Consider the following 15,599-nt stretch of genomic DNA (forward strand, 5'->3'; position numbering starts at 1 on the left):
AACCTATAGCATCTGAATATGGCAAAACAGGAGGCTCCACTTACACCAGAAGCGCTGATTAAAGAAGTCTGTCGGCGAATTCGAGTAGCTCGCAGCTATTGGGATGCTCATAATAATGCTGCTTGTCGGGGTGAGCGCGATCGCGCCTTAGTTCTTTACAACACCCTCAGCAAGGAACAAAAAGATCAGATTCCCCAAGTTCTAAGGGTATGGTTGCGTTACCGCAGTGAAAAATACTTTGGCTTACATCGAACGCCACCTAGGTCACACTAGGTTCCTTGCTGGGATATTATCACAATTTATGACTAGTTTTTGGGCATTGGTCACATTGGATAACATCAGCAGTTAACAACTGGTCTAATTTATTGTTGTAGCTGGGTAAAAGTTCAACTTTTTACTTTCTAGTTAGCAAACTATAGGTTGCATACTTCGATACGTCCATGAGGGCGCTGTACTGCACCGAACTATTAACCAGGAGACTACACCAATGATGAAAGCTGAAGATATCATGACCAAAGATGTAGTTACCATTCGCGGTTCGGCAACAGTTGCTGAGGCGGTGGGGCTGATGAAGGAAAAAGCATTGCGGGCGCTGGTTGTGGATCGTCGCTATGACAATGATGCTTATGGCATTGTTACAGAAACGGATATTGTCTATAAAGTAACAGCCTACGGTAAAGACCCAAAGCAAGTGCGGGTTTACGAAATTATGAGCAAGCCCTGCATTGTGGTCAATCCTGATTTGGGTGTGGAATATGTAGCGCGGTTATTTGCTAACACTGGTATTCATCGCGCACCTGTGATTCAAGGCAAGCTGTTGGGTATCATCTCCATTACCGACATTTTGACCAAAAGCGACTTTGTAGAAGCGCCAACAGCGCTACTGCTGGAGGAGAGAATTCAAAAAGCAATTGAACAGGCTCGTGCTATTTGCACCGAACAAGGTGCTTATTCTAAAACCTGTGCAGCTGCGTGGGATGAAGTAGAAGAACTCCAGGCAGAAGCCGCTCATCAGAAATCTGAGGGTATGGTATCAGCCAAAGTCTCTTTTGAAGAATATTGCAAGGAAAACCCAAATGCACCGGAATGTCGAAATTATCATCCGTAATTGAAGTGTGGGGATGAGGGGGCATTGGGCACTTGTACTGAGCGACTTGTGCCGAGCGAAGCCGAGGTAAGTCGAAGTATTGGGCACTTGTACTGAGCGACTTGCCTTGAGCGTTCGCGTAGCGTCTCGTAGAGAAGTCGAAAGGAGTCGAAGTATTGGGCATTGGGCATGGGGGATGCGGCATTGGTTATAATTCTTGTCCCTCACTCCCTCTGCTCCCTGCTATCTCAATTTACCGTTTGGCAACTCGTATCAATAAGAATAGACCTATTCCCAAAAAAAGGAAGTTGGGCAACCAAGCCCCCATAAAAGGAGAGAGGACACCTGCTTGCGCGATCGCACCACTAATAAAGAAAATTAAGTAGTACGAAAATATAACTATGACGCTAATCCCAAAGCTGGTACCTCTGCCAGTTCGCTGGGGTATGCTTCCCATCGCTGCACCGACTAACCCAAAAACTACACATACAAAGGGCAACGAGATTTTTTGTTGAATCCGCACTTCCAGTTTCCGAATTTTTTGGCGATCGCCACCGAGAAGTTCCACTTCTAGTTGCTGTAGTGATTCAGAAATATTCATCTCACCGTAGTCTCGGCTTTTTTCTGCCAGACTTAATGGCGTGCGCGGTAGTTGCAGTTGTTGGTGTTCAAATCTAACGATGTTGCGATAAGAGCGATCGGCAGCGACAAAATAGATCGTACCGTTGTAAAAATCCCAAACGTTTTGAGAAGGATTCCACTGGGCAGATTCTGATACGACAATTTGATTCAGACCTTTTGTTGAGCGATCTACAATCGTTAACCCTGTCATCCGTTTACCATCAAATTGGTCAGCGTAAAACAAGCGTGTCAATATCCGATTCTTAGAACCATCCGGTTGGGCAACATCCTGGTATTCAGGATAGAAAATATTTTGCTGTTTTAAAATTGGCTTGTCTGATTTCAGGGCTTTATCCAAAGTCATCGTCGCTTGATAATTTGCTGCTGGTGCAATTTGTTCGTTAAACACAAATGTCATTACTGTAACCACAAGACTTAACATCACAGCAGTTAGCACTATGCGATAGACGCTGACCCCACAACCACGCAGGGCGATTAATTCGCTCTCGCTAGAAAGACGACTGTAGGTGATCAAAGTCGCCAGCAGCGTAGACATGGGGAAAGCTAAAACGATAAAGTTGGGAAATTTTAACAAAAAAACTTGAATAGCAATGTCTATGGGTAGCCCCGATTCTACGATTTTTCTGACGAGATCAAATACAGCATCAATGGTGACACCAAGTGATGAAAAAGCTCCGACACCAAAGAAAAACGGCGCTAACAATTCGCTGGTAAGGTAGCGATCCATGATCGTAAAAGGCAACAGCGAATAGATACTGTTGAAAGACGTGAGTTTCTTTGATATCATAAGCAACTTAAAAAGTTAAATATTGGCAACTCTGGTAAAGTCAAATATATGTTTAATATCAAAATTAAATTCTCAATAGCTGAGAATTAACTAAGAAATTCATAGTGAAAAATAAACAATCAAAATATCCTTTGAAATTATTAACTAAATAATTGTTAATTTAGACTTGAAAGTTATCCCCCAAATAATACTGTCGCACGAGGGGGTTGCTGTAGAGTTCGTCAGCAGCGCCAAAAGCGAGGATTTGTCCCTCGCGCATGATGTAGGCGCGATCGGTAATGGCCAGGGTTTCGCGGACATTATGATCTGTAATTAAGATTCCCATACCGCGATCGCGCAGTTGTGCCACGATTTGCTGAATTTCTGAAACTGCGATCGGATCAACTCCCGCAAATGGTTCATCCAAAAGTAAAAATTTTGGACCTTCTCGTCCAGCAGCTAAAGACCTCGCTAATTCCGTCCGTCGTCGCTCACCACCAGAAAGTTGAATTCCTTTACTCTTAGCTAATTTTTCCAACCGAAACTCCCGCAGTAAAGTTGTGAGTCGTCTTGGCCACTCCCATCGTGGCACATTCGTTTGTTCTAGCACCAACAGAATATTATCTTCTACCGACAGTTGGCGAAAAACACTTGCTTCTTGTGCTAAATAGCCAATACCCAATCGCGCCCTTTTGTGCATTGGCATTCCCGTAACATCCAGACTACCCAGCCAAACTTTTCCTTGATTGGGTTTTTCTAAACCTGTGGCAATGTAAAAGGTTGTTGTTTTACCAGCCCCATTGGGGCCTAGTAAACCAACAACTTCGCCCTGAGCAACAGAAAGGTTAACACGATTGACAATTAACCGCTTGCCGTAAGATTTGTGAATATTCTCTAAAACAATTTTCACGCTGTCAGCACCTTTTTTTGGTGGTAAATGCTAATTAGCAGGTTTGAATGCCGGTGTTTTTGGGGCAGGTTTCGCAGTTTGTCCATCATTATCTGATTCCTGCACCATGTAGATGGACTCTACCTGACGGTTGGATTGGGGTAAAGCGACAAATCGCCCTTCATCAATTAAATAGGTTACTTTCTCTGCCCGAATACTGTTACCACCCTGTTGCAAAATATAGACATTGCCACTGAAATCAATTCGGCGTTCTTTACTAAAATACTGTGCTTGGGCAGACGTTGCCTGAATCTGGCGAGCCGGATACAACATTTGCACATTACCGCGAGCGGTGACTACTTGATTTTTGGAGTCATATTCTTGCACATCAGCGCGGATAGTCAGGGGGCGATTTTCTTTAGATGTTTGTGCAGTAGCGGTTTGCACTTGGTTAGGGAAAACAAAAGCGCCCAAGAGTGCAACTGGCAGCATTAAAGCTAATCCAAAGCGACGCATCTGTGATAAAGGCAATTGATAGCAGGGCATCATAGCAGTTTAGGATTCAGGATTTCAGCTTGTATTCTAATTTAGGAATTATGCAAAACTACAGGCCATAGGGGCAATTCATGAATTGCCCCTACTTCAAAATCATTCTTTTCGGCTATTGTTTGCGTAAGTCCTGTAATTATCTCAAGTACTTGCTCCAGATATGAAATATCCAATCTGGAGTGATTGACGATAACTACTGGCTGAAATAGTGACGCTATCCCCAACCTCAAGGTTTCAGGAAATTGACATCTGAGTGAAAATGAGGTAAGCACAATTGATGAATTGTGCCTTGCCCAGAACCCTTGTAGAGAGGTAGCAGTGCTACGTCAAAACAATTCTTTTTCGGAGATGTCTAATCAGTAGTTAGCACAATTCTAGGCAAAGATAAGACTTTATTTGCACCCAGATCGCCAGTGGCAATCAAATCTTGCCCTATTTGTTGTAATGTCGTCAACAATGCTGCGCTCTGACTCAATAGCTCATCTACATCAACGCCACCGTAACTAGATGGGTAACGCCGCAGGCGATTGCCGCCTTCTCCCAATAGAATTACTGCACCTCGCCAGTTGCGATTCTCCAGATGATAGAGTGCCACAGCAATTTGGAGAATGCCTTGATAAAAGGTTTTTTCCGGTTCGCCAGCTTCAATCCACAAAGCCTCTAAAGTGTCATGACAGGCGTAGAACTGACCAGAATTGAACTGTTCTACACCTTGCCAAAACTCTTGGGGCATGATTTCGCTCATCCCATGCTCTCTCGTACTTCTTTAATTGTTTCGAGAGATATTTCTTGTTTTTCTCCAGCAAACTCATTATCAGGAGTAAGGAACAACATACAATGGCACTCTTTGCGTTCTCTCATGGGCACACAGGGACAGTTCCAATATGTGGCGTGAACCTCAGCCTCTTTATCTTCATAGTGGCGACAGGGACATAAAGGCGCACCTAGATCGTCTTTATGTTTGGCTAGTCCTTCAATCACAACTGCGGTAACAGAAGGTTCAGAACAGAAGTAGGTTCCAGTACGCTTGGCGTATTGTTCGGAAAAATGCCGCATTGCCTCTAGGCTTTTATCGCTGGATTTTGTGTTATGTTCTGATGTGATCATTTGGAATCCGTCGCTCATAATTTAAATATTTCTTTGCATTGTACCTTAGCCTCATGTGGGGATTACTGGGTGTATTTCCCCAACCTTGCTTGCTCAAATTGTTTTAACTTTGCTGGAAGGCTGATATCTCTAGGTGTGCTGGGATCAGAGACAATCTAGGAAATCACACAAACTTAACTTCTAAGCTAATCAAAATTCAAGTTGTATCTTGAGGCAGACTTTAAAAGTCAAAAGGTTGATTTATTCTGATCAACAAAGGAAGCTGTGACCCGTCTAAGGGAGTGACAAGAAATAAATTATCCATCTATCTTGTGGGGTGGGCAACATGAGCGCCCTCAATCCGTGAAGGGTGGGGATACCCATCCCACAAAAAAATTTGGGATGTTTTTTGATTTGTCAGTCCCTAAATCCTAAAATGATGGTGTTTGATTAGGACAATTTGCTGAATTACCTATGTTATAACGCCCATAAGCTTCTAGGATGTGTTTTTTGCCGAAGGTATTGATTAATACGAATTTAATGTTTTTTGCAGTTGGGGTTGCAGTGCTGTATCGCTTTGCAAAACTATACCAGGATGATCCCTATTGATAACCTCTGGTTCTGCTGGTGAAGAAATATTTGGCCACAAAACCCAACGACTACCTTGAGGAAGGGTAGTAAGACTCAGGGGGTTTTGAGTCAGCCAAATCAAGGGATAGCTTTTTGGAACTACTGAACTGGCATCTTCTAGGGCTGTAGTTGCTGCTAAGGTTTCTAAAACAAAGCGATCGCCTTTAATTAAATTTGTTGATGCTGTCCATAGTTGCACTTCTAATTGCTGTTGATGTGCATAAAAGTACAACGAAGCTGCGGCAATTACTGCTTGCTCAAAGTTTTCTTCTTCCCAATTGCCAGCACTATCGAGGGCAATAATTATTTCTTGTCCACCTGTCACCATTTCTAACTCTCGCACCCTTAACTCGCCATAGCGGGCGCTAGTTCGCCAGTGGATCAGACGGGTAGGATCTCCGATGCGGTAAGGACGGAGCGATCGCACCAGCCCCGTTGTCGCTGTCTGCAAGGGTCTACCACGAGGATCGCCCCTTTTGCTCTCTTCTTGCCCCATTTCGTCTACTAGGGGGCAGGTAGCCAAGGGTAACACTGTCGGATAGACGATCGCTGTGGCAGCACAATCACGTTGACGGCGACACCAGAACAATCCCAAAGGCGCACCAGAACCCAGCTCGACTGTCTGCCAACGATAAACGCCCCGGCGCTGAGTCGGGTGGTAATATACCCAACGGTAACTGCCTTGGCTAGGAATTGTTTCGATTGCCTTTTGTACTGGTTTTCCGAAGACGAAGGGCAGCATATCCTCAATTTGCAACAAACTTACAGGCTGCTGTGTCTGATTGCGAATTTCTAATTCCACCATTAGATCATCGCCTGCTGACACAGGTTGTATGGGATGGCGGCTGATGGATAGACCTGTGAGCGATCGCGGCGGTAAGATAGCTGCTACACCTAAAAGGGCAAAACTAATGCCGCTAATGGCGTACAGCCAACCAGCCATCGTATTAATACCTGCTCCAAAAAAACAAATAGCGGTTCCTGCTAGTATCCAACCGCCATAAGCAGGGGCACAGGCGCGGGTTTCTAACCAGTTGGTGATGGGTTTAATGATTTTCATGTTTCTTTTTTAACTCAACACCAACTGAAATTTACAGTATTTCAGAGGTTTGCCAAAAAAGCCATAGAAGTAAAAGGAGGGGCAAAATCATTATTGAAGAAGAATTCAGAAGTCAGAATTCAGAAGAGTTAAAGCTGACTTTTTGTTAAGCTGTGCCCGTTTGACATCCTCACCGACCTAAAGGCGCTCTTAAGAAGGAGTAATGAGTAATAAGTAATGAGTAATGAGTAAATACCCATTTTTCATCCACTCATTACTCATTACTCCTTACTCATTACTTTAAAGCATTGCGTGAAGCACGGGGCTTTAGACCCAATTCTTTGGTAAAGTCCAAGCCCAATTGTGTCAATATTTGCAGCGCTTCATCAATTCGATACTTGGTTGCAATTGGATTATTATTTGACAAATTCGACATACTCAGTAGCTGATTTTCTATAAGTTTATCAATTTCTCGCAAAGAAGGAAACTCTTCTTTAATTCCCTTCTCTAACAACAATTGATGAACTTGAAAATTCTTGCGTAACTTAAAGAAGTCCTGCTGATTCATATAATCGTTTTAGCATTGCTGAAATCTTCGTACCATAATCCAAATCTGCTGACCACCGCCCCGATAGCTGATCAATTAAGGTTGCAATTCCGCGTGTCACAAAGCGAAATCTCGGATCTACTACTTCTTGTACCAAAGGTTCTAAACTAGCGTAAGCTTTCAAATGTTGGATGTGTGCCCTCACTCCAATTCTGGCACTTGGAAAAGATGCAGCTTCTGAACCACCACCGATGGCACCTAAGCCAGCAAAGTTATTTTGCTCAGGTTTAATATCACCACCAAACCGTAAAAATCCAGTTTCTACACACATTTGGCAAAAGGCAATATCATAGTTAACTCCCTCTATACCTGCTTCTTCCCGATAAAGTTTGGGAATGTCAGGAAACTTTGCCAAAGCATTTTCATTATTATTTCTCAAAAATAATTGTAACTGTATTTCTGAAGTATTACCGTTTGACATCACTCGGTCAAATTGACCGGGGCAAACCACCAAATTCGATCGCAAGCTGACAGTCCGATTTGCCGCATCCCAACTCACTGCAACCTTAAAATCTCGCAGTTCGATCGCTTTGACATAAACTATTTTGTGATAAGTAATTCGATTGACATTAGCTGCTTTTGAAAGGTCAATCCGTAGAAGGTCTACTAAATCAATGGGGATGTAAGCATTCCCATTAACTAAAACCCCTTGTTCTGTGTAACTTTGCCCATTAATATTAATATTAATTGGCGGATAATTTGCTTCTGCCGGAGTTCCGGGAGTGGGGTCAATTACCCGACTCCAAGTTACTAGTCCATCGACAATTCCCAAAGCAAAATCGCGGCGACGAGTTTGCAGCAAAGCCCGATCCTCTGGATTGGTGAGAAACCCCACTTGCATCACCAAAGCTGGAAGCGTTGTCTGGCGACAGAATACTAAACTACCTAATCCACTATCTGTATCTGGTTTGACTCCCCGATTCGGTAATTGGGGTACGCGGCGCAACAACCCCATTAGCAGCTGTTCAGCATTGCTTTTGCGATCGCTATTATTAGAGATGTAGAAGACGCTAGCCCCACGCACAGAAGGGCTGTTAGCTGCATTAGATTCAATTTCTAGGGCGACATCACCCCGACGATCGCGAGAATTGATCCAAGCGATAGTTTGGGTGGGACTGAGGTCATCAGGGACTGCTAAAATTTCTAAATTCCGCGCTCTTAGTTCCGTGACAATCAAATCCCGTAGGAGAATCATTTCTTTAGCTTCAGTTGTACCACCTGCGATCGCACCTGCATCGATTCCTCCCGCTTCTTTGCCTCCATGAGCAGCCGATATAAAGATACGTCCCATTCTCAGTATTTCCTCTGGTAAAATTAAGCGTAAGCAATTCTATACATCTTCTTGGTCTAGCAACAAGAATATAATAGCGATCAGAAGTCTTTTGTCATTTGTCCTTTGGTATTTCTCCAAAGTTCGTGACCAATGACCAATGACCAATGACCAATGACCAATGACCAATGACCAATGACCAATGACTAATGACAAAGCCATGCAAATCCCCCGCTTGCACCCAGACACAATTGAGGAAGTTAAACTACGGGCTGATATTGTAGATGTCGTCTCGGAATACGTAGTTTTACGCAAACGTGGAAAGGATTTTGTCGGTTTGTGCCCTTTCCATGATGAGAAATCTCCCAGTTTCACTGTCAGCCAAACCAAGCAAATGTACTATTGCTTTGGCTGTCAAGCTGGGGGAAATGCCATTAAGTTTGTGATGGAGTTGGGAAAGCGTTCTTTTGCTGATGTGGTGCTGGATTTAGCACGGCGTTACCAAGTACCTGTGCAAACTCTCGAACCCGAACAACGCCAAGAATTACAGCGTCAGCTATCTTTGCGTGAGCAGTTGTACGAAGTTCTGGCAACCTCCTCACAGTTTTATCAACACGCCCTGAGACAATCCCAAGGGCAACAGGCAATTAAATATTTGCAATCTAACCGCCAACTCAAAGAAGAAACTATACAGCAATTTGGTTTAGGTTATGCCCCGGCAGGTTGGGAAACTCTCCATCGTTATCTAGTGGAAGATAAACATTACCCAGCGCAAATACTGGAAAAAGCGGGATTAATTAAGCCACGTAAGGAAGGAGGCGGTTATTATGATGTATTCCGCGATCGCTTAATGATTCCCATTCGTGATGTCCAAGGGCGCGTCATTGCCTTTGGTGGTAGAACCTTGACTGATGAACAACCTAAATATTTGAATTCACCAGAAACGGAACTTTTTAGTAAAGGTAAAACATTATTTGCCCTCGATCAAGCCAAAGGTGGAATTTCTCAACTCGATCAAGCCGTGGTGGTAGAGGGATATTTTGATGCGATCGCTCTCCACGCTGTTGGTATTAATAACGCCGTCGCCTCACTGGGTACAGCTTTAAGCTTAGAACAAGTCAGATTAATATTACGTTACACCGAATCAAAACAATTAGTACTCAACTTTGATGCTGATAAAGCCGGAACTAATGCCACCGAACGTGCGATCGGCGAAATTGCCGATCTAGCATACAAAGGCGAAGTTCAGCTAAAGATTCTTAATTTACCCGATGGCAAAGATGCTGATGAATATTTGCATAGCCACACCCCAGAAGATTATGGAGAACTGCTAAAAAATGCCCCACTTTGGCTAGACTGGCAGATTCAAGAAATTATTAAAGATCGTGACTTAAGACAGGCTACTGATTTTCAGCAAGTAACTCAGCAATTAGTTAAATTACTTAAAAATATAGCTAACAGTGATACACGTAACTATTATGTTTCCTACTGTGCAGAAATACTCAGTTTGGGAGATACCAGACTTATACCCCTACGAGTCGAAAATCTGTTAACTCAAATTGCTCCGGCTGCGGCAACATACTCTAAACCTGTGTCAGCCAAGAAAGCATGGGGAGGTGTCATTTCCCCACTCCCGACTACTTCGGCTTACCTCGGCTCCGCTCGGCACAAGTCGCTCAGTACAAGTCCCGACTCTCCACTCCCCACAGAACGCAGTCTTTTAGAACACGCAGAAGCCTTATTACTGCGGATTTACTTACATTGTCCTGAACAGCGTCAAGGGATTATTGACGAACTAGAAGAGCGAGATTTGCAATTTAGCCTTTCCCACCACCGATTTTTATGGCAACAGATTTTAGAAACAGCGATGGAACAGCTAGATTTAATATCAACGTTGCAAAACAGATACTTAGAAGCGTCTGAAGAATTGGGATTAGTGTCCCATCTGTTTCATCTGAACGAGAAATGGAAGAAAGAAATACTTCGGACTCCGCAAGTGGTTCAAGCTGCGATCGCTTGCATGGATTTGGTGATGCTGGAAAAACGCTATCGTCACTTTTTGGAACTATGGCAACAAACCGATCCAGAAGTTGAACCAGAGCGCTATCAATCCTATTATCAGGCTTTCTACGCTGAAAAAATCAAGCTTCAAAAAATAGATCGACAACGGTTGTTTTCCATCACAGAGTTATTGTAGGAACTGCGAACCCGCAGGGTGATGAAACTTGCACTAAGGGACTGACAAATAAAAAAATACTCAACTACTTCTTGTGGGGTGGGCATCTTGCCCGCCTTTGGCTATTGGCGGGCAAGATGCCCATCCCACAAGATTGGATAATTTATTTGTTGTCAGTCCCTAATACCATTTCTTTGTGAGGCTACGCGAAACCCTTTTAACTTCTTTCTTTGTGTCCTTTGCGGACTTTGCGGTTCGTTTTTCTTTCTTGTACTTAAACAGTAAATCACAAAGTTTTTTCCAAGGCTTATGCTCATTCAATTACTAAGTATAGCTAAGTTACTTTATATACCTTAATCAATAAGTTATTATTATATTAAAAAATCAAGAATGGATAAAGTTTTTAGGAATTGCATTTTAGAGCCTGTATTTATGTATGTAGTTATATGTATACCTCCACCCTTATTGGGGTATGAGAATCATTAGAACAGAAAACGAGTCACACATCCCCGTTTTCTGTTAGGATGCTACTAATACCCCATTGACAGGTTGTGTAAGCTACTTATTATTTTTTACAAATTTGGTATATTCGATATGCACTCCAAGCACCTCCTATGACCCATCCTAAAGGAGTTGCAATCGAAGCAACAGCCGTTAAAGCACTTACTGTCCCTGTAGCAGCAACAGCCGTACCTATAGGAGTTACACCGCCAAGAAGGGTAGGAAGAGCAGTAAAACCAGCACTCGCTAGATTTGCAAGCGTTCCTTGGGTTGCTAAAGAAGTTGCAGTATTACCAATAACAATACTGGCAGCCGTTGCAACACCAGTAGTTTTAGTAATCACTTTCCCGCTTTTTACTACTTTGTTGTCAAAAAGACTTGTAGCAGCATCCAAGAGCGTTTCTGTATTTTTATCCATAATCTAATTGAGTAGTGTTACATTGACAATTATGATTACAACAAAGATTCGGTCAATTTCGTAAAGATGATCATCAGTAAACCAAAAAGTTTTTGAGAGAAGAGCAATCGCTAGACGCAATGTAGCTTATTATACTTAGAAAAACAGAGTATTCTGACTAGCAGACACATTATAGATTATGATTACTTATGATTAGCTAGCCGAAAATGGTCAATATTAACCTGATGGAATATAGATGCTTTCAACGACTTGATATTTCCGTTCAATAGCTTGAGATAAAAATGTTAACATTTGTTTTAATACAAAAAGTGTGCGATAAATTAATCGACTACCCTTCCTTTTTCGGCTGATTCTGAGCCAAAGTAAATTAACCCAAATATTAACAAGATATTGGATATACCAACAAATAGTAATCTCAAGACAGGATTTTTATTATTAGTTTTAATCCGACAAATGTTTTTCAGTCTATAACTAGTTTCAATCCCAAATCTTTTTCGATAATCTTGATAGATGTAATCTAAATTTGTTTTTACCTTGTAAGCAACATAAACAAAGTATTGAACTCCACGCTGATTACGCTTTCCCTTTCGATATTTACAAATAATCCATAAATCAAATGTAACTGAATCATCTTTATCCCTAGTTATTGTATAAGTAGTTTTATAACTTTTTCTGCCTTTTAAAAATTGCTTTATTCCTTCTTTCTTTCCGGTCTTGATAGCAGGTTTAAAGATTGGGAATATCTAGTGCCTGCAACCATCGGATTACAGGAGTATTAAAAAAACCTCTATCTAAATAGAGTTTCTTCACATTTATTTTGAGAGAGTCGAGTTCTGCTAATAAATATGTAATCAGAGCAACACTAGTATCTAATTGGCGAACACCCCTAATTGCAAGGGTTACACGCTTATTCTTAGTAATCACATATAAAGTTGCATAGGCGTAAAATGAATGAGTACCAGCTTTGGCTTGACTTCGATATATCTATGCTGATTCCTCTGATGTTGGCTTACCATAATAACAAATTAAATTTAAATCAATCGCTATTTTTAAAGAGCCTTTTTTCAATCCTAAAGGAATTCGACTTTTCAGCGCTTGATTTATTTGCGCCTCTAATTCCTCAAAGTTTTTGATTTTATTGAGATGATATCTAATATCATTAGCTGTGGGAACGTTCTTTAATAATTTGGCTGTATTTTCAATACTATCTCCACTACTAGCTGCCTTAATTAGAATTTCAAATAAAGTTTGTTGGTCACATCCCCCCTGAGAATCAGAAAAATTTTCTACTAAACACTCAATAACCTCATCAAGGGTTTCTGAGGCGGTTATTGCCAGTTCTTCTGATGAAACGCTCAATTTTTTCAGTCAATATGCTACACACTACTCTCATCATTTCATTTTTAGAAATTTTTCAGGATACTATAAGCATTATTTATCAGCTTAGTATTGTATAGCACTTTAAAATACGTAGACTAAATTAGCGATGCTCTTTGGGAAAAACTTTTTGGTTTACTGTTAAATATGGTTTAGCGCATCTTCATACAGAATTGGTATAACACAGTCAGCAAAGGCTTCAGCACCCATCGTGAGCATTTATATCTAGTATATTCTCCCCCTTTTTGGCTTTTCTCTCACTTGTGCCAGTTCAGGGTGCAGAATGTGGGTTGAAACATCCTCTCACAGAATCGTTATTAGAAATCTAATTCTCCCGGATATGGCAATCAATCAAGCGGATTAATAAATGGTAGATGCACCCTAATAAATTACAGCCCCCAACCTAAAGTTGAGGGCTTTTATTATTTAAATATAGAAGGTAGCAAACTGGGAGCTAACCACACCGCATAACCAATAAATCCAAATAGCAAGGCAATCAAAATAGTAATACCATAGCTGATGCAAATTAATAAACCGTCAGATTCGATGGTGGCAACAGTCAAAAGTAAAATACCTACAGTCGGGATAGGATTTGTAAACGGAATTGGTAATATTAATAATACTGTTAATAAAGAGATACAAAACCCATTAATTCGCCAAATCAAAGGATTCTGGGCTATTTTTGGCAATCGGGGACGGGCTATTTTCTGGAAAACTTTGGTAAGACGCCCCAAATTTTGCAAAAGCAACTGGGCGAAGGGACGAGGGAATTTGTAGTTAGCGATTCTTTTTGGTAGCCAAGGCGATCGCCTCCCTAAAAGCATTTGCACTGACAATAGTAAACAAGCAGCACCAAAAGGGCCAGCTAATCCCGGTGGCATAGGAAACAAAAAGGGCAAAACTAATAATGTAATTACTAGGCTGAACCCTCGTTCTGAGGTTTCTGCCAGAATATCACCTAGAGTGAGTGGTTGTTCAGCTAGGCGTTGCAACAGGGACTTGATATCTTGAGAAAATCTCAGATGCATTTGGCGTGACTTGATGCGAGTTCCCACTTAGCAATAAAGGAGAATAACTTCTAACTCTGCCAATTTTAGATTTTGAATTGAAGGAAAATCTAAAATCTAATGACTCCTAATTTGTGATTACTGGAGGTACTAAAACAGCTATTGCTTTAGGTATAACCCGAAAACGAGCAGGTGTGTAGGTAGTGATTTCACCATCTGTATTGATAGGGCGTGGTTTGCGAGTATACACCTCTATTCCTTGACCTTGAAGAGAACGTACATTCTGCCAATGTATGTGTCGCCCTTCTCGCATTGCGGGTAGTAATAATATAATCTGCCACCAGTGTTCAATCTCCAAGCTATAAAGGTCTAGCCTTTGGTCATCGATTGTGGCATCGTGGGCTACTGCCATACCACCGCCGTAATAACGACCATTACCCACGGCAATTTGCACTGTTTTGACGCGAACCGATTCACCGTTGATTATAATCTCCGCAGTAAAAGGTCTTGCTTCCCAAATCACTTGCAATGCAGTGGCGGCATAAGCAAATATTCCCCAACGGCGCTTGACTTCTTTGGTAAGTCGTTGGGTAATTTTTACACTTAATCCCAGACTGGCAACGTTAAAAAAGTGCTTGCCATTCACCCATCCCAAGTCGATGCGGTGTAAACTGCCATAAGCAATAATTTTGCAAGCTTCGCTAAGAGAATTGGGGATTTCCAAAGTTCTCGCTAGATCGTTAGCAGTTCCCAGAGGCAAGATTCCCAAAGGCAACTGAGTCTCAACTAAAGCATCTACTGCGGCATTGAGAGTGCCATCTCCTCCGCCAATGATTACTAAATCAACTTCATGCTGATAGCGAAATATAACTTCAGCAAGATGTTTAGGATCTTCTGTAGACTCCTCAATTAAATCAAGTCCGAGTGTCTTCAGGTATTCAATCGCTTCCGACAGACCCTTTTGCCCTTGGCGGGCATGACGATTTACTAACAGCAGTGCGCGGGAACTCATGGGTAGTAATTTTTGTAGTTGATATGTCCAATTATCGGCATCTATGTATTCTCTTTAAAGTTGACTATAAAAAAGTATTTGGTCTGTGATGAAATTTATCAAAAACTCATTCTGTTAATATTTATTATATTGTGACTACTAATTTTTTATTCTTATCTAGTTTAGCTCTATTAGTCTTCAGTGTGTTAATGCCGAATAAATATAATTATTACTCACTAAATAACTGAAACTTAGGTATTTTTTCTAAAGTAGGTAAATATTCAAATATTATTATGCCAAAAAATGGGATATTTTTCATTAAGATAAATACATATTTCGATATTTGATTTGTATTAATACTATCAATAGTTACGATTATTTAATTTTTAGTTCACAAAACAATTATTATATATAGCAATCGTATTTGATTTTTGAAATTATCTACGTAGGTGGGGAGTGGGGAGTAGGGAATAGGGAATTAGGTTTTCCGAGTTTTACTGAGCTTTTTCAGAAATCAAATATTAGTCCTATATAGCAATCCTCTTTGATTTGCGAAAATCACAA

General features: G+C 41.4%; 15 protein-coding genes and 1 pseudogene. 3 read left to right on the forward strand and 13 right to left on the reverse strand.

Features of this window, described 5'->3' with window-relative positions; genetic code table 11:
* The first annotated feature begins 18 nt into the window (after window positions 1–18).
* Window positions 19–273 carry a Precorrin-3B methylase gene (locus tag V7K50_RS24725; protein WP_334964707.1) on the forward strand — a complete coding sequence of 85 codons (255 nt, stop codon included), beginning with the start codon at window positions 19–21 and terminating at the stop codon, window positions 271–273.
* A 214-nt stretch (window positions 274–487) separates the two neighbouring features.
* Window positions 488–1,108 (forward strand): CP12 domain-containing protein, encoded by a 621-nt coding sequence (locus tag V7K50_RS24730; protein WP_334964710.1) that lies wholly within the window; start codon window positions 488–490, stop codon window positions 1,106–1,108.
* Between the two features lie 232 nt (window positions 1,109–1,340).
* On the opposite strand, the gene V7K50_RS24735 is transcribed toward V7K50_RS24730, so the two are convergent.
* From V7K50_RS24735 to V7K50_RS24775, 9 genes are all read right to left on the reverse strand, one after another.
* The gene (locus V7K50_RS24735) at window positions 1,341–2,456 is read right to left on the reverse strand and encodes an LptF/LptG family permease (protein ID WP_334964976.1); all 1,116 of its coding nucleotides are present in this window, start codon (window positions 2,454–2,456) and stop codon (window positions 1,341–1,343) included.
* A gap of 220 nt (window positions 2,457–2,676) precedes the next feature.
* A complete protein-coding gene (gene lptB, locus V7K50_RS24740; protein ID WP_334964712.1) occupies window positions 2,677–3,405 on the reverse strand; it encodes an LPS export ABC transporter ATP-binding protein in 729 nt (242 codons plus the stop codon).
* Between the two features lie 30 nt (window positions 3,406–3,435).
* A complete protein-coding gene (locus V7K50_RS24745) occupies window positions 3,436–3,933 on the reverse strand; it encodes an LptA/OstA family protein (RefSeq protein WP_334964714.1) in 498 nt (165 codons plus the stop codon).
* A 352-nt stretch (window positions 3,934–4,285) separates the two neighbouring features.
* Window positions 4,286–4,678, reverse strand: coding sequence for a DUF309 domain-containing protein (locus tag V7K50_RS24750; protein WP_334964716.1), 393 nt, complete (start codon window positions 4,676–4,678; stop codon window positions 4,286–4,288).
* Window positions 4,675–5,040 (reverse strand): ferredoxin thioredoxin reductase catalytic beta subunit, encoded by a 366-nt coding sequence (locus V7K50_RS24755; RefSeq protein ID WP_334785402.1) that lies wholly within the window; start codon window positions 5,038–5,040, stop codon window positions 4,675–4,677. Before V7K50_RS24755 ends, V7K50_RS24750 begins: the two co-directional genes overlap by 4 nt.
* Before the next feature lie 505 nt (window positions 5,041–5,545).
* Window positions 5,546–6,709: a DUF58 domain-containing protein gene (locus V7K50_RS24760; RefSeq protein WP_334964718.1), complete on the reverse strand. Its 1,164-nt coding sequence runs from the start codon at window positions 6,707–6,709 to the stop codon at window positions 5,546–5,548.
* 274 nt (window positions 6,710–6,983) lie between these two features.
* The gene (locus tag V7K50_RS24765) at window positions 6,984–7,256 is read right to left on the reverse strand and encodes a hypothetical protein (protein WP_334964720.1); all 273 of its coding nucleotides are present in this window, start codon (window positions 7,254–7,256) and stop codon (window positions 6,984–6,986) included.
* Window positions 7,234–8,586, reverse strand: a complete 1,353-nt coding sequence (tftA, locus tag V7K50_RS24770; RefSeq protein ID WP_334964722.1) for a hormogonium tapered terminus morphoprotein TftA — start codon at window positions 8,584–8,586, stop codon at window positions 7,234–7,236. Before tftA ends, V7K50_RS24765 begins: the two co-directional genes overlap by 23 nt.
* 39 nt (window positions 8,587–8,625) lie before the next feature.
* A complete protein-coding gene (locus tag V7K50_RS24775; RefSeq protein ID WP_334964724.1) occupies window positions 8,626–8,787 on the reverse strand; it encodes a hypothetical protein in 162 nt (53 codons plus the stop codon).
* On the opposite strand from V7K50_RS24775, the gene dnaG reads away from it, so the two are divergent.
* Window positions 8,786–10,762 (forward strand): DNA primase, encoded by a 1,977-nt coding sequence (gene dnaG, locus V7K50_RS24780; protein WP_334964978.1) that lies wholly within the window; start codon window positions 8,786–8,788, stop codon window positions 10,760–10,762. The two genes, V7K50_RS24775 and dnaG, sit on opposite strands and share 2 nt — an antisense overlap.
* Before the next feature lie 544 nt (window positions 10,763–11,306).
* On the opposite strand, the gene V7K50_RS24785 is transcribed toward dnaG, so the two are convergent.
* From V7K50_RS24785 to V7K50_RS24805, 4 genes and pseudogenes are all read right to left on the reverse strand, one after another.
* On the reverse strand, window positions 11,307–11,660 hold the full coding sequence (locus tag V7K50_RS24785; RefSeq protein WP_334964726.1) for a hypothetical protein: 354 nt from the start codon (window positions 11,658–11,660) through the stop codon (window positions 11,307–11,309).
* A 216-nt stretch (window positions 11,661–11,876) separates the two neighbouring features.
* Window positions 11,877–13,028, reverse strand: a pseudogene (locus V7K50_RS30830) (ISH3 family transposase).
* 431 nt (window positions 13,029–13,459) lie between these two features.
* Window positions 13,460–14,065: an exopolysaccharide biosynthesis protein gene (locus V7K50_RS24800; RefSeq protein ID WP_334964732.1), complete on the reverse strand. Its 606-nt coding sequence runs from the start codon at window positions 14,063–14,065 to the stop codon at window positions 13,460–13,462.
* Window positions 14,066–14,171: 106 nt separating this feature from the next.
* Complete coding sequence (locus tag V7K50_RS24805; protein ID WP_334964734.1) at window positions 14,172–15,056, reverse strand: lipid kinase; 885 nt, start codon at window positions 15,054–15,056, stop codon at window positions 14,172–14,174.
* Window positions 15,057–15,599: the final 543 nt, after the last annotated feature.

The organism is Nostoc sp. (assembly GCF_036917135.1).
Taxonomy (GTDB): domain Bacteria; phylum Cyanobacteriota; class Cyanobacteriia; order Cyanobacteriales; family Nostocaceae; genus Nostoc.

Excerpts from the sequence above, each read along its gene's own strand:
- V7K50_RS24775 (WP_334964724.1), bottom strand. The coding sequence starts at position 8,787 with ATGGCTTTGTCATTAGTCATTGGTCATTGGTCATTGGTCATTGGTCAT.
- V7K50_RS24765 (WP_334964720.1), bottom strand. The coding sequence starts at position 7,256 with ATGAATCAGCAGGACTTCTTTAAGTTACGCAAGAATTTTCAAGTTCAT.
- tftA (WP_334964722.1), bottom strand. The coding sequence starts at position 8,586 with ATGGGACGTATCTTTATATCGGCTGCTCATGGAGGCAAAGAAGCGGGA.
- V7K50_RS24735 (WP_334964976.1), bottom strand. The coding sequence starts at position 2,456 with ATGGATCGCTACCTTACCAGCGAATTGTTAGCGCCGTTTTTCTTTGGT.
- V7K50_RS24800 (WP_334964732.1), bottom strand. The coding sequence starts at position 14,065 with ATGCATCTGAGATTTTCTCAAGATATCAAGTCCCTGTTGCAACGCCTA.
- dnaG (WP_334964978.1), top strand. The coding sequence starts at position 8,786 with ATGCAAATCCCCCGCTTGCACCCAGACACAATTGAGGAAGTTAAACTA.
- V7K50_RS24750 (WP_334964716.1), bottom strand. The coding sequence starts at position 4,678 with ATGAGCGAAATCATGCCCCAAGAGTTTTGGCAAGGTGTAGAACAGTTC.
- V7K50_RS24725 (WP_334964707.1), top strand. The coding sequence starts at position 19 with ATGGCAAAACAGGAGGCTCCACTTACACCAGAAGCGCTGATTAAAGAA.
- V7K50_RS24785 (WP_334964726.1), bottom strand. The coding sequence starts at position 11,660 with ATGGATAAAAATACAGAAACGCTCTTGGATGCTGCTACAAGTCTTTTT.
- V7K50_RS24760 (WP_334964718.1), bottom strand. The coding sequence starts at position 6,709 with ATGAAAATCATTAAACCCATCACCAACTGGTTAGAAACCCGCGCCTGT.
- V7K50_RS24745 (WP_334964714.1), bottom strand. The coding sequence starts at position 3,933 with ATGATGCCCTGCTATCAATTGCCTTTATCACAGATGCGTCGCTTTGGA.
- V7K50_RS24730 (WP_334964710.1), top strand. The coding sequence starts at position 488 with ATGATGAAAGCTGAAGATATCATGACCAAAGATGTAGTTACCATTCGC.
- V7K50_RS24755 (WP_334785402.1), bottom strand. The coding sequence starts at position 5,040 with ATGATCACATCAGAACATAACACAAAATCCAGCGATAAAAGCCTAGAG.
- V7K50_RS24805 (WP_334964734.1), bottom strand. The coding sequence starts at position 15,056 with ATGAGTTCCCGCGCACTGCTGTTAGTAAATCGTCATGCCCGCCAAGGG.